23 protein-coding genes are annotated in these 25,752 nt (G+C 63.9%); 13 read left to right on the forward strand and 10 right to left on the reverse strand.

Annotated features, from left to right (window positions below; genetic code table 11):
* Window positions 1-230 precede the first annotated feature (230 nt).
* Window positions 231-1,019 carry a 3-hydroxybutyrate dehydrogenase gene (locus FJW07_RS25905; protein ID WP_140859270.1) on the reverse strand — a complete coding sequence of 263 codons (789 nt, stop codon included), beginning with the start codon at window positions 1,017-1,019 and terminating at the stop codon, window positions 231-233.
* Window positions 1,020-1,268: 249 nt separating this feature from the next.
* On the opposite strand from FJW07_RS25905, the gene FJW07_RS25910 reads away from it, so the two are divergent.
* Together FJW07_RS25910 and FJW07_RS25915 are read left to right on the forward strand one after the other, a co-directional pair.
* Window positions 1,269-2,057 carry an acetoacetate decarboxylase gene (locus FJW07_RS25910; RefSeq protein WP_140859271.1) on the forward strand — a complete coding sequence of 263 codons (789 nt, stop codon included), beginning with the start codon at window positions 1,269-1,271 and terminating at the stop codon, window positions 2,055-2,057.
* Window positions 2,050-3,210, forward strand: coding sequence for a patatin-like phospholipase family protein (locus FJW07_RS25915; RefSeq protein WP_140859272.1), 1,161 nt, complete (start codon window positions 2,050-2,052; stop codon window positions 3,208-3,210). The genes FJW07_RS25910 and FJW07_RS25915 overlap by 8 nt, the downstream gene beginning before the upstream one ends.
* Before the next feature lie 159 nt (window positions 3,211-3,369).
* On the opposite strand, the gene FJW07_RS25920 is transcribed toward FJW07_RS25915, so the two are convergent.
* From FJW07_RS25920 to FJW07_RS25930, 3 genes are all read right to left on the reverse strand, one after another.
* On the reverse strand, window positions 3,370-4,398 hold the full coding sequence (locus FJW07_RS25920) for a CorA family divalent cation transporter (RefSeq protein WP_140859273.1): 1,029 nt from the start codon (window positions 4,396-4,398) through the stop codon (window positions 3,370-3,372).
* Window positions 4,399-4,482: 84 nt separating this feature from the next.
* Window positions 4,483-6,093, reverse strand: a complete 1,611-nt coding sequence (locus tag FJW07_RS25925; RefSeq protein ID WP_140657936.1) for an inorganic phosphate transporter — start codon at window positions 6,091-6,093, stop codon at window positions 4,483-4,485.
* Between the two features lie 149 nt (window positions 6,094-6,242).
* Window positions 6,243-6,776: a TetR family transcriptional regulator gene (locus FJW07_RS25930; protein WP_140657938.1), complete on the reverse strand. Its 534-nt coding sequence runs from the start codon at window positions 6,774-6,776 to the stop codon at window positions 6,243-6,245.
* Window positions 6,777-6,922: 146 nt separating this feature from the next.
* On the opposite strand from FJW07_RS25930, the gene FJW07_RS25935 reads away from it, so the two are divergent.
* Together FJW07_RS25935 and FJW07_RS25940 are read left to right on the forward strand one after the other, a co-directional pair.
* Window positions 6,923-8,248 (forward strand): efflux RND transporter periplasmic adaptor subunit, encoded by a 1,326-nt coding sequence (locus tag FJW07_RS25935; RefSeq protein WP_246680869.1) that lies wholly within the window; start codon window positions 6,923-6,925, stop codon window positions 8,246-8,248.
* The gene (locus FJW07_RS25940) at window positions 8,245-11,328 is read left to right on the forward strand and encodes an efflux RND transporter permease subunit (protein WP_140647440.1); all 3,084 of its coding nucleotides are present in this window, start codon (window positions 8,245-8,247) and stop codon (window positions 11,326-11,328) included. The genes FJW07_RS25935 and FJW07_RS25940 overlap by 4 nt, the downstream gene beginning before the upstream one ends.
* 126 nt (window positions 11,329-11,454) lie before the next feature.
* Here the strand turns inward: FJW07_RS25940 and FJW07_RS25945 are convergent, their stop codons facing one another.
* On the reverse strand, window positions 11,455-11,910 hold the full coding sequence (locus FJW07_RS25945; RefSeq protein ID WP_140704779.1) for a L,D-transpeptidase: 456 nt from the start codon (window positions 11,908-11,910) through the stop codon (window positions 11,455-11,457).
* A 367-nt stretch (window positions 11,911-12,277) separates the two neighbouring features.
* Between FJW07_RS25945 and FJW07_RS25950 the strand changes: the two genes are divergently transcribed.
* Both FJW07_RS25950 and FJW07_RS25955 read left to right on the forward strand, forming a co-directional pair.
* The gene (locus tag FJW07_RS25950) at window positions 12,278-12,514 is read left to right on the forward strand and encodes a hypothetical protein (protein ID WP_140657942.1); all 237 of its coding nucleotides are present in this window, start codon (window positions 12,278-12,280) and stop codon (window positions 12,512-12,514) included.
* Window positions 12,515-12,546: 32 nt separating this feature from the next.
* Window positions 12,547-12,711: a hypothetical protein gene (locus tag FJW07_RS25955; protein WP_140647442.1), complete on the forward strand. Its 165-nt coding sequence runs from the start codon at window positions 12,547-12,549 to the stop codon at window positions 12,709-12,711.
* A gap of 71 nt (window positions 12,712-12,782) precedes the next feature.
* Here the strand turns inward: FJW07_RS25955 and FJW07_RS25960 are convergent, their stop codons facing one another.
* The gene (locus tag FJW07_RS25960) at window positions 12,783-13,484 is read right to left on the reverse strand and encodes a response regulator transcription factor (protein WP_140647443.1); all 702 of its coding nucleotides are present in this window, start codon (window positions 13,482-13,484) and stop codon (window positions 12,783-12,785) included.
* A gap of 93 nt (window positions 13,485-13,577) precedes the next feature.
* On the opposite strand from FJW07_RS25960, the gene FJW07_RS25965 reads away from it, so the two are divergent.
* Complete coding sequence (locus FJW07_RS25965; RefSeq protein WP_246680870.1) at window positions 13,578-14,306, forward strand: response regulator transcription factor; 729 nt, start codon at window positions 13,578-13,580, stop codon at window positions 14,304-14,306.
* 136 nt (window positions 14,307-14,442) lie between these two features.
* On the forward strand, window positions 14,443-16,551 hold the full coding sequence (locus FJW07_RS25970; protein WP_246680871.1) for an ATP-binding protein: 2,109 nt from the start codon (window positions 14,443-14,445) through the stop codon (window positions 16,549-16,551).
* 172 nt (window positions 16,552-16,723) lie between these two features.
* Here the strand turns inward: FJW07_RS25970 and FJW07_RS25975 are convergent, their stop codons facing one another.
* On the reverse strand, window positions 16,724-17,134 hold the full coding sequence (locus tag FJW07_RS25975; protein WP_140859274.1) for a hypothetical protein: 411 nt from the start codon (window positions 17,132-17,134) through the stop codon (window positions 16,724-16,726).
* Between the two features lie 66 nt (window positions 17,135-17,200).
* Between FJW07_RS25975 and FJW07_RS25980 the strand changes: the two genes are divergently transcribed.
* Window positions 17,201-17,584 (forward strand): hypothetical protein, encoded by a 384-nt coding sequence (locus FJW07_RS25980; RefSeq protein ID WP_140859275.1) that lies wholly within the window; start codon window positions 17,201-17,203, stop codon window positions 17,582-17,584.
* Between the two features lie 26 nt (window positions 17,585-17,610).
* Window positions 17,611-18,813, forward strand: a complete 1,203-nt coding sequence (locus FJW07_RS25985; RefSeq protein WP_140859276.1) for an aromatic ring-hydroxylating dioxygenase subunit alpha — start codon at window positions 17,611-17,613, stop codon at window positions 18,811-18,813.
* 43 nt (window positions 18,814-18,856) lie between these two features.
* Here the strand turns inward: FJW07_RS25985 and FJW07_RS25990 are convergent, their stop codons facing one another.
* Window positions 18,857-20,275 (reverse strand): aminotransferase, encoded by a 1,419-nt coding sequence (locus tag FJW07_RS25990; RefSeq protein ID WP_140859277.1) that lies wholly within the window; start codon window positions 20,273-20,275, stop codon window positions 18,857-18,859.
* Between the two features lie 292 nt (window positions 20,276-20,567).
* Between FJW07_RS25990 and FJW07_RS25995 the strand changes: the two genes are divergently transcribed.
* Genes FJW07_RS25995 through FJW07_RS26005 form a run of 3 tightly spaced genes read left to right on the forward strand, consistent with a single transcriptional unit; the run spans window position 20,568 to window position 23,414 of the window.
* Window positions 20,568-21,485, forward strand: a complete 918-nt coding sequence (locus tag FJW07_RS25995; RefSeq protein WP_140684701.1) for an ABC transporter permease — start codon at window positions 20,568-20,570, stop codon at window positions 21,483-21,485.
* A complete protein-coding gene (locus FJW07_RS26000; protein WP_140657954.1) occupies window positions 21,482-22,303 on the forward strand; it encodes an ABC transporter permease in 822 nt (273 codons plus the stop codon). The genes FJW07_RS25995 and FJW07_RS26000 overlap by 4 nt, the downstream gene beginning before the upstream one ends.
* Window positions 22,304-22,340: 37 nt before the next feature.
* Entirely contained in the window at window positions 22,341-23,414 is a 1,074-nt protein-coding gene (locus FJW07_RS26005; protein WP_140859322.1) for an ABC transporter ATP-binding protein, read from the forward strand.
* Here the strand turns inward: FJW07_RS26005 and FJW07_RS26010 are convergent.
* Complete coding sequence (locus tag FJW07_RS26010; protein WP_140859278.1) at window positions 23,378-24,676, reverse strand: flavin monoamine oxidase family protein; 1,299 nt, start codon at window positions 24,674-24,676, stop codon at window positions 23,378-23,380. The genes FJW07_RS26005 and FJW07_RS26010 overlap by 37 nt on opposite strands.
* On the reverse strand, window positions 24,673-25,749 hold the full coding sequence (locus tag FJW07_RS26015; RefSeq protein WP_140859279.1) for an extracellular solute-binding protein: 1,077 nt from the start codon (window positions 25,747-25,749) through the stop codon (window positions 24,673-24,675). The genes FJW07_RS26010 and FJW07_RS26015 overlap by 4 nt, the downstream gene beginning before the upstream one ends.
* Window positions 25,750-25,752: the final 3 nt, after the last annotated feature.

Below are 25,752 nucleotides of genomic sequence, written 5' to 3' on the forward strand. Positions count from 1 at the left end.
CCTCACGGGGTCGTCGCGAGGAACCCCTTGGCCATGATGCTGGAACGCGCCCCTACGATTGTCAAGAATTCAAATTGCTAATGCATGTCGCGCAAAAGTGTGCAGCGGTTTTGCGATAACGACATGCATGAAACAAAGGCTTAAAGCGCGTCGCCTGAATCCGCTTCAGCGCGACACGCTTTTAGGGAAGATGGGAGCTCCGCCCTGTCTCCCTTAAACGGTCGTTGCCCTTACTGCGCCGTCCAGCCGCCATCCATCGGCAGGGTCGTGCCGGTGATCTGCTTGGCCGCGTCCGAGCACAGGAACAGCGTCAGCGCGGCAAGCTCTTCGACTGTGACAAATTCCTTGGTCGGCTGCGCCGCAAGCAGCACATCGTGCTTGACCTGCTCTTCGGTCATGCCGCGCGCCTTCATCGTGTCGGGGATCTGCTTTTCGACCAGCGGCGTCCAGACATAGCCTGGCGCGATCGCATTGACGGTGATGCCGTCCTGCGCGACTTCCAGCGCCACCGTCTTGGTCAGCCCCGCAATGCCGTGCTTGGCCGAGACATAGGCCGACTTGAACGGCGAGGCGACCAGCGCATGCGCCGAAGCCGTGTTGATGATGCGGCCCCATTTGCGGCTCTTCATGCCCGGAACCGCCGCCTTGATGGCATAGAAGGCGGCCAAGAGGTTGATGCGGATGATGGCTTCCCATTTGTCGTCGGGAAATTCCTCGATCGGCGCGACATGCTGGATGCCGGCATTGTTGACCAGGATGTCGAGGCTGCCGAACGCTGCCTCGGCCTCGTGGACCATGGCGGTAACGGCGGCGCCGTCCATCATGTTGGCGCCCGAATAGCGGCACTTGACGCCGAAATCCTTTTCGATGCCGGCCCGCTCCTGCTCGATCGCCGCGGCGTCGCCCAGGCCATTGATGGTGACGTTGGCGCCCTCGGCGGCGAAGGCGCGGGCGATTGCCAGGCCGATGCCGCTGGTCGAGCCGGTGACGAGCGCATTCTTCGAAGACAGGGAACCCATGGGAGATCTCGCGACAGGAGGACAGGAGGGAAGACTATGAAGACGAACAGCCGGGAAGGCACATGATTTGTGCGCCGCAGCATCACAATGCCACACCCATATGTCGGCACCATTACAGCTCCGCGATGGGGTTTGCCGGCTGTAAGAAGTGTCGTCTTGGCGCTGACACGGCACTGTCATGCTGCCGTGCAACATATTTGCCAGCGCATTCGCGCGGGCTCATTTCAAACCTTGTTTGGGGCACCAGCCATGGAAATCGCCGACGTCGTGAAGCGGGCCTATGCGATGCCGCTCACCAACCCGTCCTTCCCGCCAGGCCCTTATCGCTTCTTCGACCGCGAATACATCATCATCACCTACCGCACGACGCGCGAGGCGCTGGAAGCCGTCGTTCCGGCGCCGCTCGAGATCGACGAGCCGCTGGTCAAATACGAATTCATCCGCATGCCTGACTCCACCGGCTTCGGCGACTACACCGAAACCGGCCAGGTCATCCCGGTGCGCTACAAGGGCCAGTATGGCGGCTATGTGCATTCCATGTATCTCGACGACGATGCGCCGATCGCCGGAGGCCGCGAGCTGTGGGGTTTCCCGAAGAAGCTTGCCAGCCCCAAGATCGTGCATGAAGGCGAAGTGGTGGTCGGCACGCTGCATTATGGCAGCATTCTGTGCGCCACCGGCACCATGGGCTACAAGCACCGCGAGGCCGACCACGACCAGGTGCTGGCCTCACTCGCCGCGCCCAATTTCCTCATCAAGATCATCCCGCATGTCGACGGCAGCCCGCGCATCTGCGAGCTGGTCCGCTACTACCTCACCGACATCACGCTGAAGGAAGCCTGGACGGCGCCGGCTGCGCTCGACCTTCGCCCGCATGTCATGGCCGACGTCGCCAAGCTGCCGGTGCTCGACATCGTCTCTGCCGTTCATTTCACCGCCGACCTGACGCTGGGCCTCGGCGAAGTCGTGCATGATTACCTCGCGGACCACGGCCGATCGGCTGCGGGCGCGAAGGAGCTGGAGAAAGCCGGTGCTTGAGCGCAACCGCAGCAAGGCGGCCGCCGCCACCATTCAGGAAATCACGGCGCAATATGACCGCATCGCCCTGGTCTTCCAGGGCGGCGGCGCGCTCGGCGCCTATCAGGCGGGTGTCTATCAGGCGCTTGCCGACGCCGGCTGTGAGCCGACCTGGCTTTCCGGCGTCTCGATCGGCGCCATCAACGCCTCGATCATCGCCGGCAACGAGCCCAGCCGCCGCCTGCAGCGGCTGGAGCAGTTCTGGCAGACGATCTCGGGCCGCAAGATCTGGGCCTATACGCCGGAAGGCGACATCTACCGCGACATCCGCAACCAGACCTCGTCGTGGATGACCATGACCATGGGCCAGCCCGGTTTCTTCAAGCCGCGCAGTCCCAGCCCCTGGTTCCAGCTGACGGGAGCGGAAGGCGCCACCAGCTTCTACGACACCGCCGAGCTCAAGGACACGCTGGAGAGCCTGATCGACTTCGACGTGCTGAACGACGGCAAGAAGCGCTTGAGCGTCGGCGCGGTCAATGTCAGGACCGGCAACTTCGTCTATTTCGACACCGACAAGGTGCGCATCGAGCCGGAACATATCATGGCGAGCGGCGCGCTGCCGCCGGCCTTCCCCTCGATCCGCATCGAGGGCGAATATTACTGGGATGGCGGCATCGTTTCCAACACGCCGCTGCAATATCTGCTCGACCAGGAAGAGGATCGCTCCTCGCTGGTGTTCCAGGTCGATCTGTTCAGCGCCCGCGGCGTGCTGCCCCGCGGCATGGCCGACGTCCTGTCGCGCCACAAGGACATCCTGTATTCCAGCCGCACGCGACAGAACACCGACAACTTCCAGCGCATCCATGCGCTCAAGATGAAGCTTCTCGACGCGCTGAAGCGCGTGCCGCCGGACCAGCTCAAGGACGGCGAGAAGGAACTGATGGCCGACTATTCCGATGCCGGCGTGGTCAACATCGTCCACCTGATCTACCAGCACAAAGGCTACGAAGGCCACGCCAAGGACTATGAGTTTTCCGGCACCTCGATGCGCGAGCACTGGGAGATGGGCCTGGAAGACACCGAACGCACGCTGCGTCACAAGAAATGGCTGATGCTGCCCGACAACGCCGACGGCGTCACCATCCACGACCTGCACCGCGAAGACCCGACCTAAGGGTCATGGCCGCCCGGGCCGCGTCGCGGCTCGGGGTCCTGACGCACGTCAAGAAGCCTAATGCATGTCGCGCAAAAGTGACCTCGGTTTTGCGACAACGACATGCATCAGGCAACGACCTAAAGCGCCTCGCGTGTATCCGTTTCGACGCGACGCGCTTTAGAATTTGAGATCGGCGCCTGCCCGCAGCAACAGCCAGTAGAACAACCCGGTCGCCCCACCCGCAAGCAGCATCGCCAGCAGGAAGCCGCCATGCGTATGCGTGAACGGCAGTCCTTCTGTGTTCATGCCGAAAATGCCGACGATCAGCGTTCCCGGCAGGAGCAGCGCGCTCATCACCGCCAGCGCCTTCAGGCTGCGGTTCGATTCGTCCGCGAGTTCCGCCGCGACCTCTTCCTGCAGCAGCCTTGCCCGGTCGTTGACCATGACGACTTCGCGGTCGAGCCTTTTGAGGCGAGCCGCCAGCTTGCCCAATATCTCATGCGCGCCGGCCGACAATTCCCAGCCGGCACGGTTCTCGTCCAGGAACAGCGCGACCTGTGCCGCGATCGGCCGGTGCAACGACACCCCCAGGCGACGCACCTCCTTGATCCGGCGCCGCTCGTCGGCAAGGCGCTCGGTGACGAGACGGTCCTCGACCTCGTCAAGCTGCTTCGTGGCCAGCGCCAGCCGCCCGCTCGCGCTTCCGCAGAAGGCAAGCACGATAGCGCCGAACAGCTCGAAGGCGGTCGCCGGTTGGAGCCCTTGCGAAAGCGCCTTGTTCACCTCTTCCACCGCTGCCAGCGAATGGCGCCGGCCGGTCACCAGCAACCGGTCCGTCACGGCGAAATGCAGCCTGCCGATGGTGGTCGACCTGCGTCCGATCTCGCCATGCAGGTCGGCGGCGATACCGTGCACGACGCCCTTTTCATGCGCCAGCGCCATGCTGTCCTCATGGCCTTCGAGGATCGCATGCGCCGATTGCGGCAGCGCGCAGGCATGGCCGATCCAGGAATGCGCCCGCTGGTCGATGAGATCGACATGCAGCCAAACCCAGCCGTCCGGCGCGGCAAGCGCTGCTTCGATGTCCTTCGGCGCGATCGGCTGCGGCGCTTGGCCGGCGGCGCCGCGATAGGCCCAGATCAGGCCGGGCGCGTGGTGGCGGCTGTCGTCCCAGGCAAGCAGCGTCAGATGCGATGCCTCATTCATGGCCGCCACTCAATCAAATGCTCGAAAGCAAGACGGCGCCGGAACCGGCGCCGTCGATGTTGCTGGTCAGGCAAGAACCGCCGCTCAGAAAACGTGGCGCAGGATCACGAACAGCACGAAGGCCAGCGCGATCGAGCAGGGCAGCGTGAGCACCCAGGCCAGCAGGAGGTTGCGCACGGTCGACCACTGCAGGCCGGAGCCATTGGCCGCCATCGTGCCGGCGACGCCGGACGACAGCACGTGCGTCGTCGACACCGGCAGGCCGAAACGGTCGGCCATGCCGATCGTCACCATCGCCACCAGCTCGGCGGCGGCGCCCTGGCCATAGGTCAGGTGGCTCTTGCCGATCTTTTCGCCGACGGTGACGACGATGCGCTTCCAGCCGACCATGGTGCCGAGGCCAAGCGCCAGCGCCACGGCGATCTTCACCCACAGCGGGATGAACTTCGTCGCGTTGTCGACCGCCTTATGGTAGTCGGTCACCGACTTCAGGTCGGCGTCCTGCATCGGCAGCAGCTTCTTCTTGTCGATCAGCTTCAGCGCTTCGCCGATCAGGTAGATGTCGTTACGCGCGTTGCTGACCAGGTCAGTCGGCACGTTGTCGACGGAAGCGTAGGGCTGCAGCTCGGCAGTCGTGTTGTGGATATAGGTCTGCAGCGCAACGGTCGTCTGATCGTTCCATGTCTTGCTGCGCACGGCTTCCTGCACGGCTGCCTTTGCGGCATTGGCATCGGCAACGGTGACGCCGGGCTTGGCATATTTGCCCAGCGCCGTCTCGACGCTGGCGGAGGCCGACTTGTAGGCTTGGAGATAGTTGATGTCGGGCGTGCGGTTGAGCGCATAGGCGGTCGGCACGACGCCGATCAGGATCAGCATGATCAGGCCCATGCCCTTTTGACCGTCATTGGAGCCGTGCGCGAAGCTGACGCCGGTGCAGGTGAAGATCAGCAGCGCGCGGATCCACCATGGCGGCGGCGCGTTGCCCTTCGGCGCCTCGTAGAGCGCCGGATTGCGCACCAGGAGCTTCATGGCATAGAGCAGGATGGCCGCGGCGAAGAAACCGACGATCGGCGAGACCAGCAACGTGGTGCCGACATTGGTCGCCTGCCCCCAGTCGACGCCGCTGGTGGCGCTTCCGGCCGGGGCCATGAACTGGTTGGCGAGGCCGACGCCGATGATCGAGCCGACCATCGTGTGCGAGCTCGAGGCCGGCAGGCCGAGGAACCAGGTGCCGAGGTTCCACAGGATCGCTGCGACGAGCAGCGCGAACACCATGGCGAAGCCGGATGACGAGCCGACCTGCAGGATGAGCTCGACCGGCAGCAGCGACAGGATGCCGAAGGCCACCGCGCCGCTCGAGGTCAGCACGCCGAGGAAATTGAAGACGCCCGACCACATGACGGCGAATTCGGCCGGCAGCGACCGCGTGTAGATGACGGTGGCCACCGCGTTGGCGGTGTCGTGGAAGCCGTTGACGAACTCGAAGCCCAGCGCAATCAGAAGGGCGATGCCGAGCAGGATCCAGGGCACCGTCTTGGCGATGGCAAGATCCTGGCTGAGCGCATAGCCGACATAGATGATGCCGACGAGCACCAGCACGCCGAAAGCCGGCAGGAACCATTTGGCACCGCCCGATTGTTCTAGGGGATGATCCGGTCTCGGGATCCCCGCCTCACTGGAAACTACGTCCACCATTGTCCCACTCCATTTGCATTGCAGCAAAGAACCGGGGAGGACGCTATGTCCCTAGGATGAAGCTGGTGTGACGCTCTTAACCGTTTGGTCACCACCAAACACTTTGGTCGCCACCAAACTGTTTGGTCACTACCAAACCGTTTGGCGACCTATCCGGCTATCTTCAGGAGCGAGGACACCAGAAGCTTGCGCTCGTCTTCGGACAGCACGTCTGAATCAAACAGATTCATGCTGCGCATCCCCTCGATGGCGAGAAAGCAGACCAGCAGCGAGCCGAGGTCGTCCGTCTCTCCCTTCAGCCGTTCGAACAGCTGGTGCTTGAAGGCCTTGATCGGCGTCAGAAAATCGGGATCTTCGGCGATCGCCGAGAACATCCAGGACGCCGAGGGTTTCGGCCGCTCGCAGTCGTCGGCCGACAACTTGATATAGGCTGAGAGCACGCTTTCCTGGCCGGCCTCGCTAGCGCGTGCTTCTAGCGCCTTCTGGAAATCGCTGAGGTAGCTTTCGACCAGCCCCTGCATCAACTTGGCCTTGGTTGGGAAGTTGTAGAGCAGGCCGCCTTTCGACACTCCTGCGCGGCTGGCGACCGCCTCGAGCGACAGGCTTCCCGGACCAGCCTCGCGCGCCACGTCGGCGGCGGCGGCAAGTATCTTTTCGCGTGAGTTGGCCCTGGGTACTCTCATCACGCCTCCCCCTACATTAGCCTAGGCGGAATTGACAAGACCGTCCAGCCGGTACAGTAAGGCGCGCCATTTGAAATCGGGACCTTTCGTCGATATGTGTCCCGGCATCGATTGATTTGCCGGTTGCCGGCTCGAGGGGACCATCCGTGAAGCGCTTTTTCATCATCGCCGGATTCTTGCTTTTGCTCGCCCTGGTGTGCGTCGGCATCGTAGGCTTCAACTTCATGCGCGATGCCGGCATCAAGCAATTCTTTGCCACTATGAAGCCGCCGGCCGCTACGGTCTCGACCGTGATCGTCAAGCCGGCAGAATGGACGCCCGGCGTCGAGGCGATCGGTACCGTCAATGCCGTGCGCGGTGTCGACCTTACCGTCGAAACGAGCGGCATCGTCAAGGACATCCTCTTCCACGCCAACCAGAAGGTCGCCGCCGACGCCGTGCTCTTGCAGCTGGACGACGCGGTCGAGAAAGCCGATCTGGTGGCGCAGAAGGCGCAGGCCGCGTCGGACCAGGCGGCGCTGACCCGCGCGATCGAATTGCAGCGGCGCGGCGTCGGCACGGATGCGACGCTCGACGCCGCGCGCGCCGCGGCGGACGCTTCCGCCGCGCAGGTCAACAAGATGCAGGCCGTGCTCGACCAGAAGCAGTTGTCCGCGCCCTTCGGCGGCACGGTCGGCATCCCGAAGATCGACGTCGGACAGTACCTGGCCCCCGGCAACTCCGTCGTGACGATCCAGGATCTCGACACGATGCGGGTCGACTTCACGGTTCCCGAGCAGCAGCTGCCGCTGCTCAAGATCGGCCAGACCGTCAAGCTCGGCGGCAGCCTCGCCGACATGACCTTTGCCGGCTCTATTCGCGGCATCGATCCCAAGATCGATCCGGCAAGCCGGCTGGTCTCGATTCGCGGCGAGGTCGCCAATCCGGAAGGCAAGCTGACGCCTGGCCAGTTCGTCCAGATCCGCGTCGAGCTGCCGCAGGAAAACAACGTCATCTCCGTGCCGCAGACGGCGGTGACGACCAGCCTCTATGGCGATTATGTCTTCGTGGTCGAGCCGGCAAAGCCCGCCGGGGGTGCCGCTGCCGCGCCGGCCAAGCCGGATGAGCACAAGGCCGGCGCCGACAAGGCGGCCGGCGATCCCGCCAAGCCGCAGGCGGACGCCACCAAGCCCGCCGACGACGCGGCAAAGCCGGCGGACGCGAAGCCGGCCGACAAGGCGTCCGGCGACGCCGCCAAACCAGCCGACGCCGCCAAGCCGTCCGAGGCCGCGCAGCAGCCTGCGCTCACCATCTCGCAGGTGTTCGTCAAGCTCGGCCGCCGCAACAACGGCATGGTCGAGATCGCCGAGGGCCTCAAGGACGGCGACCAGGTTGTCACGGCCGGCCAGAACCGGCTCTTCAACGGCATGTCGGTTGCCGTCGACAACACCATCGATCCCAGCAAATCGGCGAACAAGCAGGTTCAGCAATGAGCTTCTCCGACCTCTTCATTCGCCGGCCGGTGCTCTCGACGGTGCTGGCCTGCATGATCCTGCTTCTGGGCTTCCAGGGCATCTTCGGCCTGTCGATCCGCCAGTATCCGAAGGTCGACGAGACGGCGATCACCATCACCACGGCCTATCCCGGCGCCAGCGCCGACCTGATCCAGGGCTTCATATCGGCCCCGATCGCGCGCGCCGTCGCCTCGACCGAAAACATCGACTACGTGACCTCGTCCAGCCGTCCGTCCTCGAGCACGGTCACCGTGCAGATGAAGCTCGGCTCCAACCCGGACGTCGCGCTCGCCGAGGTGTTGTCCAAGGTCCAGGGCGTGCGCGGCACCCTGCCGGACGCCTCCAAGGACCCGGTGATCGTCAAGGGCACCGGGCAGCAGTTCGCGATGATGTACATCTCGATGCAGAACCCGAACATGACGAAGGAGCAGCTCACCGAATATATCGAGCGCGTCATCCGGCCTCGCATCTCGACCGTGGAAGGTGTCGCCGACGTCCAGATCTTCGGCGCCCAGGAATATTCCATGCGCATCTGGATCGACCCGATCCGGCTCGCCGCCCGTGGCGCCACGGCCGTGGACGTGCTGACCGCGATCAACAACTCGAACTTCCTGTCGGCGCCGGGCAACACCCAGAACGAATATGTGGTCTCCTCGATCACCGTGCATTCGACCCTGCAGACGCCCGAGGCCTTCGCCCAGCTCCCGATCCGCTCGACGGATGGCCAGGTTGTGCGCCTGCGCGATGTCGCGCGAGTCGAGCTCGGCGCGGAGAACACCGACACCAGGGTGAGCTTCAACGGCAAGCCGGGAACCTTCCTGGCCATCTTCCCGACGCCCGCGGCCAACCCGCTGACGACGGCGGCGGCGCTGACCAAGCTCGTGCCGCAGATCCAGGATACGCTGCCGAAGGGCATGACGATCGAGATCGTCTACGACGCTACCGGGCAGATCAGCGCGTCGATCGAGGAAGTGTTCAAGACCATCGCCGAGGCGGTTGCCATCGTCATCGTCGTCATCCTTCTGTTCCTGGGTTCGTTCCGCTCGGTGATGATGCCGATCGTCACCATCCCGCTGTCGCTGATCGGCGTCTGCTTCATCCTGTTTGCGGTCGGCTACTCGATCAACCTTCTATCCCTGCTGGCCATGGTGCTGGCGATCGGCCTTGTCGTCGACGACGCCATCGTGGTGGTGGAGAACATCCACCGTCACATGGAGGAGGACCACATGTCGCCGATGCAGGCGGCATTCAACGGCATGCGCGAGATCGCGACCGCAATCGTGGCGATGACCATGACCCTGGCCGCCGTGTTCGCGCCGCTCGCTTTCACCGGCGGCCTGACCGGCGCGTTGTTCCGTGAATTTGCGGTGACGCTCGCCGGCTCGGTGGTCTTGTCCGGCCTTATCGCCATCACCATCACCCCGATGATGTCGGCACGTCTGCTGAAGGCCGGCCAGCACGGCCGCTTCCAGCGTATCGTCGACGGCACGTTCACACGCGTCGAACACCTCTATGAGCGGGCTGTCACCGCCTCGCTCAGGAACCGCCCGGTAACGCTGATCATCGTCGTCGCGTTGGTCGCCCTTACCGGCTTCATGTTCACCAAGACCTCGACCGAACTCGCGCCGGAAGAAGATCAGGGCTTCCTGCTCTCGATCGTGACCGCGCCGCGCTACGCGACGTCGGATTACACCGAGACCTACGTCAACCAGATCCTCGGCCTGGTGAAGGACATTCCCGAGACCAGGGCGCAGTTCTCGGCCGTTGCCTTTGGCGGCGCCACCAACAGCGCCTTTGTCGGCTTCGCCTTCAAGGACTGGGCGGAACGCAAGCGCAATTCGAAGGCGCTTCAGGCCGACATCCAGGGGCGCATCTCCAAGGTCGCCGGCGTCGAGGCCTTCGTCTTCGCGCCGCCGACGCTGCCCGGTTCCGGCGGCGGCCTGCCGATTTCCATGGTCGTGCGCTCCACCGGCGACCCCTCGGAAGTCTTCGAGCAGGCGGAGAAGATCAAGAACAAGGCGCAGGCTTCGGGCCGCTTCATCGTCGTGCAAAACTCGATGGCTTACGATGCGCCGCAGGTGACCGTCACCATCGACCGCGAGCGCGCGGCGGCGTTGAACCTGCCGATTGCCGATATCGGCAACACCCTGACGCTGCTTGTTGGCGGCGCCGAGGTGGCGCAGTTCGACCGGGATTCCAACAGCTACGACATCATCCCCCAGGTGCCGCAGGAATTCCGCGACAACCCCGAGAAGCTCGGCGAATATTTCGTCCGCAGCGTCGACGGCAAGATGGTGCCGCTGTCGGCGGTCGTGAAGATTTCGACCAACGCCTCGCCGGCGGCCATCGAGCAGTTCAACCAGCTGAACTCCTCGACGATCTCGGCCTTGCCTCTGCCCGGCGTGACCACCGGCGACGGCCTGAAGGTGCTGGAGGACCTCGCCAAGGAGACCCTGCCCGACACCTTCTTCGTCGACTATTCCGGCCAGTCGCGGCAGGAGAAGGAACAGGGCAACACCATCCTGATCGCCTTCGCGGCGGCAGTGATCGTGATCTACCTGGTGCTGGCGGCCCAGTTCGAGAGCTTCCGCGACCCGCTGATCATCATGATGGCGGTGCCGCTGTCGATCTTCGGCGCGATCGTGCCGCTCAACATCGGCCTGGGAACGCTCAACATCTACACCCAGGTCGGCCTGATCACGCTTATCGGCCTGATCACCAAGCACGGCATTCTGCTGGTGGAATTCGCCAACCAGCAGCGTGAGATTCATGGCATGCGGCGCCGCGACGCCATCATCGCTTCGGCCAAGGTGCGCCTGCGGCCGATCCTGATGACCACGGCCGCCATGGCGCTCGGCGTCGTGCCGCTGATCGTCTCCAGCGGCGCCGGTGCGGCCGCGCGCTATTCGATGGGCCTGGTCATCTTCACCGGCATCCTGGTCGGCACCATGTTCACGCTCTTCGTCGTGCCGATGTTCTACACCTTCATCGCCAGCAGGGACCTGCCGCATCTCGCCGAGAAGCCCGATCCGAAGCTGATGCCGGCGCTGCCGAGCTGAAGCGAGCCAAAAAAAGAGGCCGGAAATTCCGGCCTCTTTTTTGGCGGTCGCCCCACGGCTTCGGCGCTATCCCGAAGGCGGCAACCCGCCTGCTACTTTACCCAGCCCGTTACTTGACCCAGTCTGCTACTTGACGATCACGATGCTGGTGTTGCCGGGGCCGAAGACCTCGACGAGTTGATAGAAGTCGGCCGCCGCATCCGGATGCAGCCGCACGCAGCCATGCGAGGCAGGACGGCCGAGACGGCCGATGGCATAGGTGGCGTGAACGGCGTAGCCGCCGCTGAAGAAGACCGAATGCGGCATCGGCGCGTTGTCGTATTTCTTCGAATACCACATCTCATGCATGCGGGTCGGCTTGAACGAGCCGGTCGGCGTGATGTGCCCCCTCGCGCCGGTCGATACCTTCCAGGTGTAGGTCGGGCGGCCGTCGACCGTGACTTCCATGATCTGCTGCGACAGCGAGACCTTGGCGACGATCTGGTTGGCATGCGCGGCATTGCCGGCGCCGAAGAGCAGAGCCGCGCCGGTGAGCGCGGCGGCGGTGACATTGATGAGCTTGGCGGAAATGGCGGTGTGCATGACGATCCCTCTGTTTTTGCCGTTGTGTCCGGCTTCAATTTCGATGGACCGCCTTATCGAGAAGGCCTGTTTCAGGTCAATTTCGCTTGGTGCTCGTTTTTGTTTCGAATTTGTTTCTAGAAATTAACAAGATGTCTCCGAAGACGGGTGCTGCTAGACCTTTCCAAGGTAAGGGATAGAGGGTTGGACAATGGGCTCGGTCGAGAAACGAAAGTTCACTTCATACATATATGAAAGAAACGCAGCCCCTTTTGAAACCAATCTGCAACAAAGTGCAGCCACGGCGGCATGATCTGGATACAGGCCGGCGTCAGATTTGACGCAACGGGAACAGACATCTGCAAACGAAAATGCGCAGGAAATCGAAATGACGCTGGCGGCGATGACGTCCGGCGAGGTTTCGACGCTGCACATGGCTCTGTTCATCGCCACGGTCTGGATTTTGTCCAGCCTGCGCGTCCACCGGCTGAAGGCCCTCTGGCGGGTCGGCCTTCGGTTGATGAGGACACGCGGCCCCTCCGGCTACTTGCTGCCGAGAGGACCGAAGGCCCGCGCCGCAGCGGGGGGCTCCGTCAGCGGCGCGGGCGCTTCGGGAGTCTCCTGAAGCACCGACGATTTCGAGATTGGGGTTTGAAGATGAAGACGAAATTTGCCGCTTCTGTACTTTCCGCGCTGCTCTACGCGCAGGGTCTGCTCGGCTTCGCCGCGCTGGCGACGGTGTTGCTCAAGGAGCGCGCCAAGGCGGAGATAACCGCCAGCGCCGACCTTCCATCCGGCCCCTCTGTCATCGTGGTGCGCTGAGCGCCGGGCGTCGGACCCAGAATGACTACCGCTTGGGAAAGCCGATGCTCAAACGCCTCGCCGATCGGAACTTACTCGTTGCGCGGGACCGGCGGATCGAAACGATAGCCGGCGCCCCTGATGGTGGTGATGGTCTCGGTGTCGAGCTTGCGGCGCAGCCGCACGATGCGCGAGTCGATCGAACGGTCGAATGCGTCGGCATTCTCGGCCGGCGCCGCGGCAATGATGTCGTCGCGCGTCAGCACCTTGCGCGGGCTCGCCAGGAACAGCCTGAGCAGCGCCACCTGCCCCGGCGAAAGCTGATCCTCCGAGCCCGAGCGATGCATCACCATGGCCGACCGCAGGTCGACGGTGGCGTTTTCCAGCACGATCAGTTCGCCGGCGGCCCTGCCGCGTCTGGTCAGCAGGCCGCCGATACGCGCGGCAAGCTCGCGCACGTTGAGCGGGCTTTCGATGACGTCGGCAGCACCGAGTTCGAGCGCCAGCACCTTGTCGACGAGGTCGCCCGGCCGGCAGATCAGGATGAAATCGGGACCGCCCTCGCCGCCACCGCCTTGGCCGCTGTAACGTTTGAGCAGTTCGCGGCTCTCGGCCTGGGTGACACCGTCGCCGACCACCACGACATCGATGCCGCCGGCCGAAAGCAGCGTCTCCGCTTCCCAGGGCTGGCGCGCCTGGCGCACGTCGTGCCCACGCCGGTCGAGATGATCGGCGAGATCTTTAGCCACCACCTCGGCGACGGACACAAGCGCGATGACGGATCGTGCGGCCATTTTCTTCACCCCGCCACAGACAACTCGAGATGAGTGCTGGACATCATGTTTATACCCAATCTACTTTCCGCTGAAAGCGGGAGCGAGCGCGTCGTGAAGGTACGCATCATCGTCGTCGAGGACGAACCGGATCTGAGGGAGGCTGTGGCCGAATATCTCGGCGCCAGCGGCTATGACGTCGTCACGGCCGAAAATGCGGCCGTGGCGCGCGCGCTGTTCGAGGCGCAATCTTTCCACCTCGCCATCCTCGACATCGCCATGCCTGGCGAGGACGGGCTGTCGCTCGGCCGCTGGCTGCGCTCGAAAACGCAGATCGGCATCATCTACGCCACGGCCGCCGGCACCGCGCTCGACCGCATCGTCGGGCTGGAGCTCGGCGCCGACGATTACATCGTCAAGCCGTACGAATTGCGCGAGGTGCTGGCGCGGGTGCGCAGCGTGCTGCGCCGCGTGCCGCGGCCCGCCGAGCCGCAGGCGGCGAAGGCCGAAACCGGCAATCGCCGCTTGATGAATTTCGGCGGCTTCCAGGCCGATTTCGACGGCCGTCTGGTCATCGGCGCCAATGGCGCGGTCATCGAGATGGCCAAAAGCGAGTTCGACGTGCTCGAGGTTTTTCTCACCCGCGCCAACCGGCTTCTGACGCGAGCGGCGATTTCGGAAGCCATCGGCTTCGTGGAGGATCCGGAATCCTCGCGCGCGGTCGACATCCGCATCATGCGGTTGCGAAAGAAGATCGAGGCCGATCCCGCCAATCCGAAATTCCTGCGCACGGTGCGCGGCGAAGGCTATATCTTCTCGCTGCCGAGCGGCGACAGCAATTGAACCAGCCCAATGCATGTTGCCCAAAAGTGCGCAGCGGTTTTGGAAACGACATGCATCAAAATACAGACTTGAATCGCGGCGCTCGAATCCGTTTCGACGCGACGCGCTTCAAGCGGGCTCCGAGAGACGGCCGACCATGACTGCTGATACAGCACGCGCCGATACGCATGGCTCGCGCCCGGGCGGCGCCGCGATGGCGGCCGTCCATGTCGTGCGCCGCCTGCGCGAGGCAGGCGATTGGCAGCGCGAGATGGACGACATACTGCGAACAATGTGCCGCAAGATGGATTGCCAGCGCGGCATTCTCTTCCGCCTGCGTGAATTGCCGGGCGAAGGCTTCGCCCAATCCGTCGCCGCTTATTGGATCGACCCTGACTTCGGCGGCGAGCTGGCGTCGCCCTCGGTGATCATGCAATCGATCATCAACTCGGACTCGCTGCTGGAGCAGTTGCAGGAGGATGAGCGGCAAGGCAAGATTTTCTCCGGCCACACACGCGACCTCGACGGTTTCCTGCGGACCGATTTCGAGAAGCAGAACATCAGGTCGTTCCTGTCCGTCTCCGTGTTCGCGCATGGCCACCTGTGGGGCACGCTGGCCGTCAACGACTGCGTCGCCGAGCGCGAATGGACGGACGAGGAAGAAGCGACCCTGCACATCATCGCCCTGGCGATCGGTGACGCCATCGAGCGCTCGCCGTCCGAGGCGCATGCCAGCGAAGTGATTCGCCGCACCATGCTGCAGGCCTCGCTCGACGCCATCATCGTCATCGACGAGGCCGGTTCGATCATCGAGTTCAATCCGGCCGCCGAGAAGATGTTCGGCTTCCAGCGCAGCGCCATCCTTGGCAAGGACCTGCTCGATACCATCGTTCCGATATACTATCGCAAGGGCTATGCCTCGGGCGCCGAATACATGGCCGGGCGCGGCGCGCCGATGGTCGGCCAACGGCTGGAGACCGTCACCCAGAACGCCGCCGGCGAGATCTTCCCGATCGAGCTTACGGCGACCGAGATGCGCGTTGCCGACCGCCGCCTGATCTTCGGCTCGATCCGCGACCTGCGCGAAAAGCTGCAGGCCGAGGAAGAGATCAACCGCCAGCGCGAGAAGCTGCACCAGAACGAGAAGATGGCGGCGATGGGCTCGCTGCTTGCCGGCGTCTCGCATGAGCTCAACAACCCGCTGGCGGTGGTTGTGGCGCAGTCGACGCTGCTGCACGAATTCGCCAGCGATCCGCAGACCAAGGTCCGCGCCGAAAAAGTGCGCGCCGCCGCCGAGCGCTGCGGCCGCATCGTCAAGAGCTTCCTGTCGATGGTGCGCCTGCACCCGACCGAGCAGGCCGAGACCGATCTCAACCAGGTGATGCGCTCGGCGCTCGAGGTCACCGCCTATGGCGCGCGCTCCAGCGGCATCGTCATCGACACCGATTTCGCCAGCGGGCCACTGCTTGCCATGGCGGATGCCGATCACATCACGCAGGTGGCGGCGAATTTCCTTATCAACAGCCAGCACGCGCTGGCCGGCGTCACCGGCGAGCGGACCATCAAGGTGCGGACGTTTCGCAACGAGCACGGCAATCCGGGCTTTTCCGTCGAGGACAACGGCCCCGGCATTCCCGAGGCGATCCGCGCGCGCATCTTCGAATCCTATTTCACCACCAAGCCGGTCGGCGTCGGCACCGGCATCGGCCTGTCCATCTCGAAGTCGATCGTCGAGCGCCACCACGGCAACATCTGGTTCGAGGAGGTCGAGCCGCACGGCGCGCGCTTCGTCGTGCAATTGCCGGCGATCGCCGGTGAGGCGGCAAAGGCCGGCGAGAGTGCCGTACGCTCGAGCGGACTGCGCCATGCCTTGATCATCGACGACGAGCCCGACGTCGCCGGTTCGCTTTCAGATATATTGGAGCTGATGGGCCTGAAGTCACGCGTCGTGGCAAGCTGGACGTCCGCCGCCGACGTGCTGAACGGCCATATGCCGCCCGACATCGTCTTTTCCGACCTGCGCATGCCGGGCACCAGCGGCATGGCGATCTATCGCGAACTGCTGGTCGAGAAGCCGGTGCTGGCGAAGCGCTTTGTGCTGGTGACCGGCGATCTGATCGGCGCCAAGGCCGAGATCGAAGCCTTGCCGCCGCAGCAGCGGCCGCAAATCCTGGAGAAGCCTTTCTCGACGCTCGACGTCCGCGGCATCCTCTCAACCGTCGCCGACGAGGTCGCCGCGGCAGCCGACAATGGCGCCCACATTTGAACCGGCCGGTCTGAGGCAAGAACAAGATCGCAAAGGTGTGGCCGAGTGCTGCCCTCGCGCCGCCAGAGGGGCTGTTGAGATTCAGGTCAGGCCGAGCCGAAAAAAGAGGCTCCCTACCGACGGTGCGGCGGGAGCCTGACTGGAGCGCAGGAGGGTGCGCTCAGGGGAGGTCTTAAAAAACGTTCGGCGTGTTGGTGAGCGGCGCGGCGTTGGCGATCATGCGCACCGCGCGTTCCCTGTGCTGGCCGGACTGCTCGGCGATGGCGCGCAGGCAGTCGACGCTCTCGGCGCCCCAATTCTGGCCCTTGCAGGCAAAGTCGATCGAAGGTTCCGGCAGGCGGGCGGTCTTGAGCGTGGTCTGGGCGCCCTCGATGACATTGACCGGCGGATTGATCGAGGCGAAAGCCGGACCTGAGGCAGGTGCCGCCAGCATGGCGACAAGGGCGCAGGCGCCGATCAGCATGAACATTGCCATCGGATGGTCGCTGGCGCGCTGGCGCAGCGCAAGCTTCGGCCGGCGGTCATTGCGTTCCGGCACATCAAGGCGGCGATTGGCGTCCGCGGCGCGAGCTTTCGCAAACATCGTTGTTCCCTTCGTTATCTTTCTTTTTGCTATGAAACGAACATAATCGCACCAGGTAACAGTCGGATGATCGGCGGTGGCCGCCTGTGTAACAGGATTGAAACAGGCGCCGGACGCGCCGGCATTCTCAATCCGCGGCAACCGTTCGACGGCCATCGAAGCTGGTCGGCGCAGATATGCGCCTGTCGCGCGGGGCCGACTGTAAGCAGCCTCACACAGCAATGCCTGAATCGAGCGCGCCGCCGCCGTCTGCCCCCCGCCCGTGACCCGTCGAAACAGGCCTTCTCCGAGACGGGTATCCGCCTTCTGAATTGCCGTTCCGCTTCCTCGATTAACACCCGGATTTTCCGGTATTTTTCCGGCTCAGGCGAGGCCAGACTTGCCGCCACGGAATTTCCACATTTCCGCAAGCCGTTGCATTTCAATGAAAAATATGCTTATATTGAATGAGTATTCAACAAAAGAAGAGCATACCCATGAACCCGCACCTCCGTGACGTGGCGATCCCCAACGATTGGGACCGGCGGGGTTTGCCGGGGTGGAGTTACCATTCCAACGCCCTTCTCGAACTCGAGAAGGAATATGTCTTCCGCAATCACTGGCAGATCGCCGGCCATGTCTGCGACGTGCCCAACGCTGGTGACTATCTGACCATGGACGTCATCGGCGAGCGCGCGCTGATCGTGCGCGGCAAGGACGGCGTCGTGCGCGCCTTCAACAATATGTGCCGCCACCGCGGCAGCCGCGTCGTCGCCGACAGCCAGGGCACCTGCAAGAACGCCCTGGTGTGCCCGTTCCACGGCTGGGTCTACAATCTCGACGGCACGCTGCGGGGCGCCGCCCGTCCGCGCTCCTTCCCCGAGCTCGACAAGACCGAGTTCGGCCTGATGCCGCTCGACCTCGAAATCTGGATGGGCTTCATCTTCATCCGCTTCCGCAAAGGCGGTCCGCAGCCTTCGGTGGCCGAACTGCTGAAGCCGATCGAAGCCGAGATGGCGCATTACAATATCGCCGACATGGTCCCGTCCTGGGGCATATGGACCCAGAAATCGCCGGTCAACTGGAAGTCGGTGCGCGACGTCGACAATGAAGGCTATCACGTCGCCATGGCGCATCCGGCGCTGCAAGACCTCTATGGCGCGACCTATCTCGACGAACCCTTCATCAACGGCGTGTCGCGGTCCTTCGCCACCTACAATCCGCATGCCGGACGGCGCTGGAGCGTTCGCGAGTACATCAAGCTCGCGCCCGAGGCCGCGCATCTGCCGGAGCATCTGCGCAAGGCCTGGATCTATTACGGCATCTTCCCCAACAACGCGCTGTCGATCATGCCGGAATCCGTCCAGTTCTATCAGGAGTTCCCGTTGTCGACCGGCGAGACGCTGCTGCGCGGCGCCATCTACCGCTACAAGGACGAGACGCGCGAGCAGGCCGCGGCGCGTTACCTCGCCTACCGCATCGACCGCGACACGATGAGCGAGGACGTCCAGCTTTCGGTGTGGTCGAACGAATCCATGCTGTCGGAAGCCTTCGAGGGCTTCTATCTCTCCGACCTCGAATATGGCGTGCGCACCCACCACGACCATCTGCGCAAGCAGGTCCCGGTTCTCGGCCTGGAAACTGCGCCCGAGGAAAAGGACATGTGGGGGCTGAACGACGCGCTGCGGTCGAGGGCGTGAGGCCCTTCCTTCTCCCCGTTCCACAGGGAGCAGGAAGAGACGGTCACCCCCGCCACACGCCCTCTTTCCGCAAATCATCCATGGTCCGCGAAATCCCTTCGCGCAGGATGCCGACCATGTCGTCGACCTGCTCGCGGCTGATGATCAGCGGCGGCGACATCACGCACATGTTGATCAGCGGCCGCACCAGGAGGCCAAGCTCGTGGCAATGCGCGTCGATGCGTTTTCCCACATCCTTGTCGAGCTGCAGCGGATCCTTGCTCTCGCGGTCGGCGACGCATTCGACGCAACCCATCAGGCCGACGCCACGCACCTCGCCGACCAGCGGCAGCTCTTCCAACGTCTTCAGCCGCGCCTGGAAATAGGGCGCGATCTCGCGCGTGTGGGCGAGCACGCCCTCTTCCAGCAGGTCGAGGTTCTTCAGCGCCACCGCGCAACCGATCGGATGGCTGGTGTAGGTGAGCCCGTGCCCGAACAGCGCATCCGGATGGTTGGAGCGACGCAGCTCTTCCAGCAGCCGCTCGGAGATGATGACGCCGCCGAGCGGGAAATAGCCCGATGTGATGCCCTTGGCGAAGGTGATCATGTCCGGGTCGATGCCGAACACGTCGCCGGAGGCAAAGACATGGCCGAGCCGCCCGAAGCCGGTCACCACCTCGTCCGAGACATAGAGGATATCGTTCTCGCGGCAGATCTCGCGGATGCGTTTCAGATACCCATCCGGCGGCACGATGACGCCTCCGGAAGCCTGCACCGGTTCGCCGACAAAGGCGCCGATCCGGTCGGCGCCGACACGCGCGACGGTGTCGCGGAACTGGTCGACCAGGAAATCGGTGAAGGCGGCAATGCTCATGCCTTTCGGGCGCCGGAACGGATCGGGCGAGGACAGCTTGACCACCAGCTCGTCGGCGCCGTCCATCCAGTCGCGGTCGCGCGGGCGGCCGTTGAGCGAGGCCGACAGATAGGTCGAGCCGTGATAGGCGCCGCCGCGGCTGAGGATGAGCTTCTTCTCCGGCCGTCCGCGCACATTGTTGTAGAACTGCATGAAGCGCAGCGCCGTCTCCACCGCCGAAGAGCCGCCGGTGGTGAAGAAGGTGTGGCTGAGGTCGCCAGGCGCCGCATCGGCGATGCGCCGGGCAAGCTCGGCCGAGGGCGCGTTCATCGTGTACCAGGGCGTGTTGTAGGAGAGCGCCATCGCCTGGTCGTACATGGCCTTGGCCAGTTCCTCGCGGCGATGGCCGACATTGATGCACCACATGCCGGCCGGACCGTCGATCAGGCGCTTGCCGGAGCCGTCGGTGATGTAGATGCCGTCACCCTCGGCGATCAGCGCGCGAGCTTCGTTGCCGACCGAGCCGGCATAAGGCCAGGGCTGCACGAGATGGCGCTTGGCGAGCTCGACCGCGTCCTCATCGCCGGGCTCGATGAGTTCGCTTGCCTTGATCTTGCTTTGAGCCGCCATTTTCGCCTCGCATTGCCAGGGTTGTCGAATTTTCCTCGGATATCAAACGACGTGGAAAACCAGGGAAATTAGGCTTTTCATCACTTCATTTTGAATATCCGTTCAATCAATATCGCAGAAATAGCGCTTGATTTCAATCGGCGGATGCGCTCATGATGAAAGAAAGCCGGCAAGCCAGGGAGCGATCGCGCTCCGAGCATAAATCGGGAACAGGCAACCGGCGCCACGAATGGGAAGGCCGCATGGCGGGACACTCCGAGCCAGCTATCGAAATCACGCCCGGAGCGCTGCAATGACGGCGGCTGCGGAAGGGTCGCCCCCGCTGCGCATGGCGGGATCGAGACGAAGTCCCCTTCTGCAATCGGAAGCCGTCCAGGGCTTTGCCCTGATCAGTCCGACCTTCGTTTATGCCCTTATTCTTCTGGTCCTGCCGATCCTGGTCGTCATCGCGCATTCCTTCTGGACGCAGAACTATCTCACCATCGACCACACATTCACGCTGGAGAATTACCGGATCGCGCTGACCGAGCCGATCTACCGCGACCTGCTCTGGCGCTCGCTCTACATCTCGCTGACGGTCAGCCTGCTGACCGTGGCCCTTGCCTACCCGATCGCCTATTTCATTTCCTTCCATGGCGGCCGCCACAAGAGCCTGTGGCTGTTCCTCATAACCATCCCGTTCTGGACCAGCTACCTGCTGCGCGTGATGTCGTGGAAAGTGATCCTCGGCTATAACGGCGTGCTCAACTCCGGCCTGATGGGCCTCGGCATCATCCAAGAGCCATCGGACGCGCTGCTCTACAATTCCACCGCCGTCATCATCACGCTGACCCATGCCTGGGCGACCTTCGCCATCCTGCCGATCTTCGTTTCGCTGGAGAAGGTCGACCGGACCCTGGTCGAAGCGGCGACCGACCTCGGCGACGGGCCGCTGCGCTCCTTCCTGCGCGTCACCTTGCCGCTGTCGGCGCCCGGCGTCATCTCGGCGGCGCTGATCGTCATGATCCCGACCGTTGGCGACTACGTCACGCCGAAGCTGGTCGGCGGCAAGGACGGCGTGATGATCGCCAACGCAATCCAGGCGCAGTTCGGCAAGGCGTCGAACTGGCCGCTGGGTGCCGCGCTCTCCGTCACCACCATGATCATCGTCTCGCTGATGGCCGGCGCCACCGTGCTGGTCTTCCGCGCCCTGCAGAGGCTGGCACGATGACGGCGATAAGACGTTTCCTACCCGGCTGGCTCTCGAGTTACGCCGTCCTCTATCTGCTTTTCCTTTATCTGCCGGTGATCTTCCTGCCGATCTTCTCGATCAATACGGCAGCGACGCCGAAATTCCCGCTCTCCGGCGTCACGCTGCACTGGTACGAGGACCTGCCGCGCACGCCGGCACTGATCGACGCCACCTGGAACAGCCTGATCGTCGGCGCCTCCGCCGCGATCCTGTCGACGGTGCTGGGCATCCTCGCCGCCCGCTCGATCACCCGCTACCGTTACCCGGGCCGCCGCGCCATCAATGGGCTGATCATGGCGCCGCTGGTGCTGCCGGAGGTAATCGTCGCCATCTCCATGCTGCTGGTCATGCTGCAACTCGGCTTGAGCCTGTCGCTGTTCACCGTCGTGCTCGGCCATGTGCTGGTCTGCATTCCCTATTCGATGACCGTGCTGACCTCCGGCTTCGAAGGTTTCGACCGCAGCCTGGAGGAGGCTTCGGCCGATCTCGGCGAGAGCGCCTTCGGCACCTTCCGGCGCGTGACGCTGCCGATGGTCGCGCCGGCGATCATCTCCAGCCTGCTCGTCTGCTTCACCATCTCGCTCGACGAGTTCATCATCGCCTTTTTCCTCACCGGCACCGAGGCGACGCTGCCGATCTACATCTGGGGCCAGCTGCGTTTCGCGGCCAAGCTTCCCGGCGTGCTGGCGCTCGGCACCTTGCTGCTCTTTGCGTCCTTCCTGCTGATGACGATTGCCGAAATCCTGCGCCGCCGCGCGGCGAGACGCACCCAGAATGAGGGAGGCCTCTATGCTTGAGCGCGTCCAGTCCGAGCGCACGCAATCGGATCGCACCATGATCGAGATCCGCGACGTCACGCGCAGCTACGGCGCCTTCAAGGCGCTGGACAATGCCTCGCTGGCGATCAAGGAGGGCGAATTCTTCTCGCTGCTCGGGCCTTCCGGCTGCGGCAAGACCACGCTTTTGCGCATGATCGCCGGTTTCGACACGCCGACCAGCGGCTCCATCGCCGTCGACGGCCAGCCGATGGACGGCATCCCCGCTAACCGCCGGCCGACCAACATGGTCTTCCAGAGCTACGCGATCTTCCCGCATCTCAATGTCGAGCAGAATGTCGCCTATGGGCTGAGGCGGCTGAGACTCGACGCCGGCGAGGAGAAGCGCCGCGTCGAGGAAGCATTGGCGCAGGTGTCGCTCACCGGTCTCGGCAAGCGCCGCGCCACCGAGCTTTCCGGCGGCCAGCGCCAGCGCGTTGCTTTAGCCCGGGCGCTGGTCATGCGACCCAAGGTGCTGCTCTTAGATGAGCCGCTCTCGGCGCTCGACAAGAAGCTGCGCGAGCAGATGCAGGTCGAATTGCGCCGCCTGCAGCAGGCGGTCGGCATCACCTTCGTGCTGGTCACGCACGACCAGTACGAGGCCCTGGCGATGTCGGACCGCATCGCCGTCATGTTCGGCGGCAAGATCGCCCAGGTCGCCTCGCCGAAGGAGATCTACCAGCGCCCGGTCAATCGCCAAGTGGCCGACTTCCTCGGCGGCATGAACTTCGTCAAGGCCGAGATCGTCGAGGAAAACGGGACTTCAATGGTGCTCGACACGCTGGGCTTCGGCCGCGTCAAGACCGACAAGCCGAGGGCTTTCGTGCGCAATGGCGGCGCGGCCACGCTTGGCATCCGGCCGGAGCGGCTGCGTGTCTTGTGGGACACCGCGACGGCAAAGTTCGAGGTCGCGGGCAAGGTGGTGGAGCGCCACTATTTCGGCGAGATCACGCATCTGATCGTCGAGATACCGGGACTGGAGAAGCCGCTCTCGGTGACCGAGACCAACGATTTCGGCGCCGACGACATTCCGGTCGGCGCGCCGATCCGCCTCGCCTACGACCCCGAGGCGCTGGTGGCGATGGCCGACTGAATCTTCCCGGCCGCGATGCGGCCGGCGACGATCGCCCCTTCGACATAGCCCGGGAAAGACGGCGACACTTCCGAAGCGGCGAAATAGACGGGCGGCGCGCCCGCGAGAATTGCTCGTTCGGCATGCCGCGCGGTCACGTCGACGATGAGGTCGCTATAGGCGCCGCCGCTCCACCGGTCATGCGTCCAGTCGCGCGCGCTGAAATCGACGACGTCGGCGGCTCGCGGGCCGAGCGCCTCGACAAGCCTTGCAGCGACTTCCGCCTGCAATGCCGCCGCGCCGAGCGGGTGCCAGCGCAGCGCCAACGGCCCGCCGACGAAGACGATAAGCGCGGCATGATCGGCATCCGTGCTGGCGTCGCAGGCAAACAGCCCCGGCTGGCCGCGCCACATGACCATGCCGCACAGGCCCCGCTCACGCCAGAATGGGCTGGCATAGCGCACCAGGATCTTGATCACCGCGCCGCTTTCCCAGACGCCGAGCGCGCTCGCGAGCTCCGCCGGCAGGGCAGGCGTGAAGTCGAGCTTCGCGGCCGTCGCAGGCGGCAGGGCGACCAGCGCCGTGCGCGCTTCGATCACACCGCGGGCCGAAACGACCCGAACGCCTTGCTGCCCATGCTCGACGCGCGCAACCGGCTCATTCAGCCGCAGCCGATCGCCAAGGTCCGCCGCCAGATCGTCGGCCAGCGACTGCATCGTCTCGCGCAGGAAATACTGCAGCTCGAATACTTCGTTGGTGATGCGGCGATCATTGTCGATCAGGTACCACAGCGGCACCTTGTCCAGCGCCAGGCACCACAGGCCCTCGATCATCGAACGGAAGGCTGCCTTGGCGTCGGTCGTGTCTTTCTGGCGCTCGAGCCATGTCGCGACCGTCAGCCCTGCGATCGACGGATCGTCCGGCTCGATCCTGTTCATGCGCTCGCGGATCGCCATGGCGACCTGGTAGGTCCGCTCGGCCTCCTCGACCGACATCCACGGATGGGTGATGAACTCGCCTTCGATATAGGTCTCGACGAAAGTCTTGCCGCGCGCCTTGGCCAGCGCCATCAGCTCAGGCATGTCCTGGCACAGGAACTGGCCGCCGCTGTCGATCAGTTCGCCGAGCCCATTGCGGACAGCCTCCACCCTGCCACCGACGCGGTCGCGCGCCTCCAGCACAAGGAAATCGACGCCGGCGCGCTGAAAGTCGAGCGCGGCGGACAGGCCGGTGAAGCCGCCGCCGACGATGACGACGTCGGTTCTTTCGATGATGCTGCTCAATAGCCGGCCTTGATCTTCTCGAACTCGGCGACCATGCGCTGCTTCAAATCCGGCGCAACCGGCTGCTGGAACAGCGTCTTGTCGAGGAATTTGTCGAGATTGTCGAAGCCGCGGTTGGTGAGCAGCTTGTGGTCCATCGCCGCCATGCCCGCGCTGTTGCCGTGACCGTAGCCGAAGGTTTTCACCATATACTCCGAAACGTCCGGCGCGTTGACGGCGCTCAGGAAATCATAGGCCTGGTCGGGCTTGCCCGGCGCATCCTTGAGCAGCACATAGCCGCACACCCAGGTCGAGATGCCTTCCTTGGTGTCGCGGTTCATGGCGATCGGCAGGCCCTGCCCTTTCAACGTCACATAGGTCTCGTTCCAGCCCCAGACCAGGTCGACTTCATTGCCCGTGAAGGCCTGGTTGAGATCGGTGTCGTCGGTCCAGTAGAAGCGGATGTTCTTGTGCACGTCGCGCAGGAAGGCGGAGGCCTGTTTGAACTGCTCGTCCGTCATCTTGGTCCAGTCTTTCAGGCCGATGACCAGGCTCGCCAGCGCATAGGCGTCGTCGACATTGTCGCCGATGGTGACGCGGCCCTTGAATTTCGGATCGGCGAAGATCTTCAGCGACTGCGCCTCGTCGGCGGTCACCTTGTCGGTGCGATAGAGCAGCGAAGTGTTGCCCCAGTCGAAAGGCATGAACCAGGCTTTGCCGTCGGCGGTGGTGGCCAGATCCTTCATCGCCATGATGCCTGGATTGAGATCCTTCCAGCCGGCGATCTTCGAGGTGTCGAGCGGTTGCAGCAACCCGGCCTCGCGCCATTTCACCACGCTTTGCGAGCAGGGATGCGCGATATCGGCCTTGAAGCCGGCGCGCATCTTCTCGAAGGCCTCGTCCTCGTCGCCGAAGAAGGAGAAGGTCGGCTCGGCGCCGTGTTTGGCGGCGTAGGCCGGATGCAGCAGCGGGTCCTCGTAACCGGACCAGTCGAAGACGACGAGGTCGCCGCCGCCTTCGGCAAGCGCATAGGCGGTACCCGCGCCGATGGTGACGACGGCAACCAAGGCAAAGCGGCGAAGCATGGTTTTCATGGC

The organism is Mesorhizobium sp. B3-1-9 (assembly GCF_006439595.1).
Taxonomy (GTDB): Bacteria; Pseudomonadota; Alphaproteobacteria; order Rhizobiales; family Rhizobiaceae; genus Mesorhizobium.

Bases quoted from the DNA above. Each gene is read 5' to 3' on its own strand.
- FJW07_RS25905 (WP_140859270.1), bottom strand. From the start codon at position 1,019: ATGGGTTCCCTGTCTTCGAAGAATGCGCTCGTCACCGGCTCGACCAGC.
- FJW07_RS25910 (WP_140859271.1), top strand. From the start codon at position 1,269: ATGGAAATCGCCGACGTCGTGAAGCGGGCCTATGCGATGCCGCTCACC.
- FJW07_RS25920 (WP_140859273.1), bottom strand. From the start codon at position 4,398: ATGAATGAGGCATCGCATCTGACGCTGCTTGCCTGGGACGACAGCCGC.
- FJW07_RS25925 (WP_140657936.1), bottom strand. From the start codon at position 6,093: ATGGTGGACGTAGTTTCCAGTGAGGCGGGGATCCCGAGACCGGATCAT.
- FJW07_RS25930 (WP_140657938.1), bottom strand. From the start codon at position 6,776: ATGAGAGTACCCAGGGCCAACTCACGCGAAAAGATACTTGCCGCCGCC.
- FJW07_RS25940 (WP_140647440.1), top strand. From the start codon at position 8,245: ATGAGCTTCTCCGACCTCTTCATTCGCCGGCCGGTGCTCTCGACGGTG.
- FJW07_RS25945 (WP_140704779.1), bottom strand. From the start codon at position 11,910: ATGCACACCGCCATTTCCGCCAAGCTCATCAATGTCACCGCCGCCGCG.
- FJW07_RS25950 (WP_140657942.1), top strand. From the start codon at position 12,278: ATGACGCTGGCGGCGATGACGTCCGGCGAGGTTTCGACGCTGCACATG.
- FJW07_RS25955 (WP_140647442.1), top strand. From the start codon at position 12,547: ATGAAGACGAAATTTGCCGCTTCTGTACTTTCCGCGCTGCTCTACGCG.
- FJW07_RS25960 (WP_140647443.1), bottom strand. From the start codon at position 13,484: ATGGCCGCACGATCCGTCATCGCGCTTGTGTCCGTCGCCGAGGTGGTG.
- FJW07_RS25970 (WP_246680871.1), top strand. From the start codon at position 14,443: ATGACTGCTGATACAGCACGCGCCGATACGCATGGCTCGCGCCCGGGC.
- FJW07_RS25975 (WP_140859274.1), bottom strand. From the start codon at position 17,134: ATGTTTGCGAAAGCTCGCGCCGCGGACGCCAATCGCCGCCTTGATGTG.
- FJW07_RS25980 (WP_140859275.1), top strand. From the start codon at position 17,201: ATGATCGGCGGTGGCCGCCTGTGTAACAGGATTGAAACAGGCGCCGGA.
- FJW07_RS25985 (WP_140859276.1), top strand. From the start codon at position 17,611: ATGAACCCGCACCTCCGTGACGTGGCGATCCCCAACGATTGGGACCGG.
- FJW07_RS25990 (WP_140859277.1), bottom strand. From the start codon at position 20,275: ATGGCGGCTCAAAGCAAGATCAAGGCAAGCGAACTCATCGAGCCCGGC.
- FJW07_RS25995 (WP_140684701.1), top strand. From the start codon at position 20,568: ATGACGGCGGCTGCGGAAGGGTCGCCCCCGCTGCGCATGGCGGGATCG.
- FJW07_RS26000 (WP_140657954.1), top strand. From the start codon at position 21,482: ATGACGGCGATAAGACGTTTCCTACCCGGCTGGCTCTCGAGTTACGCC.
- FJW07_RS26005 (WP_140859322.1), top strand. From the start codon at position 22,341: ATGATCGAGATCCGCGACGTCACGCGCAGCTACGGCGCCTTCAAGGCG.
- FJW07_RS26015 (WP_140859279.1), bottom strand. From the start codon at position 25,749: ATGAAAACCATGCTTCGCCGCTTTGCCTTGGTTGCCGTCGTCACCATC.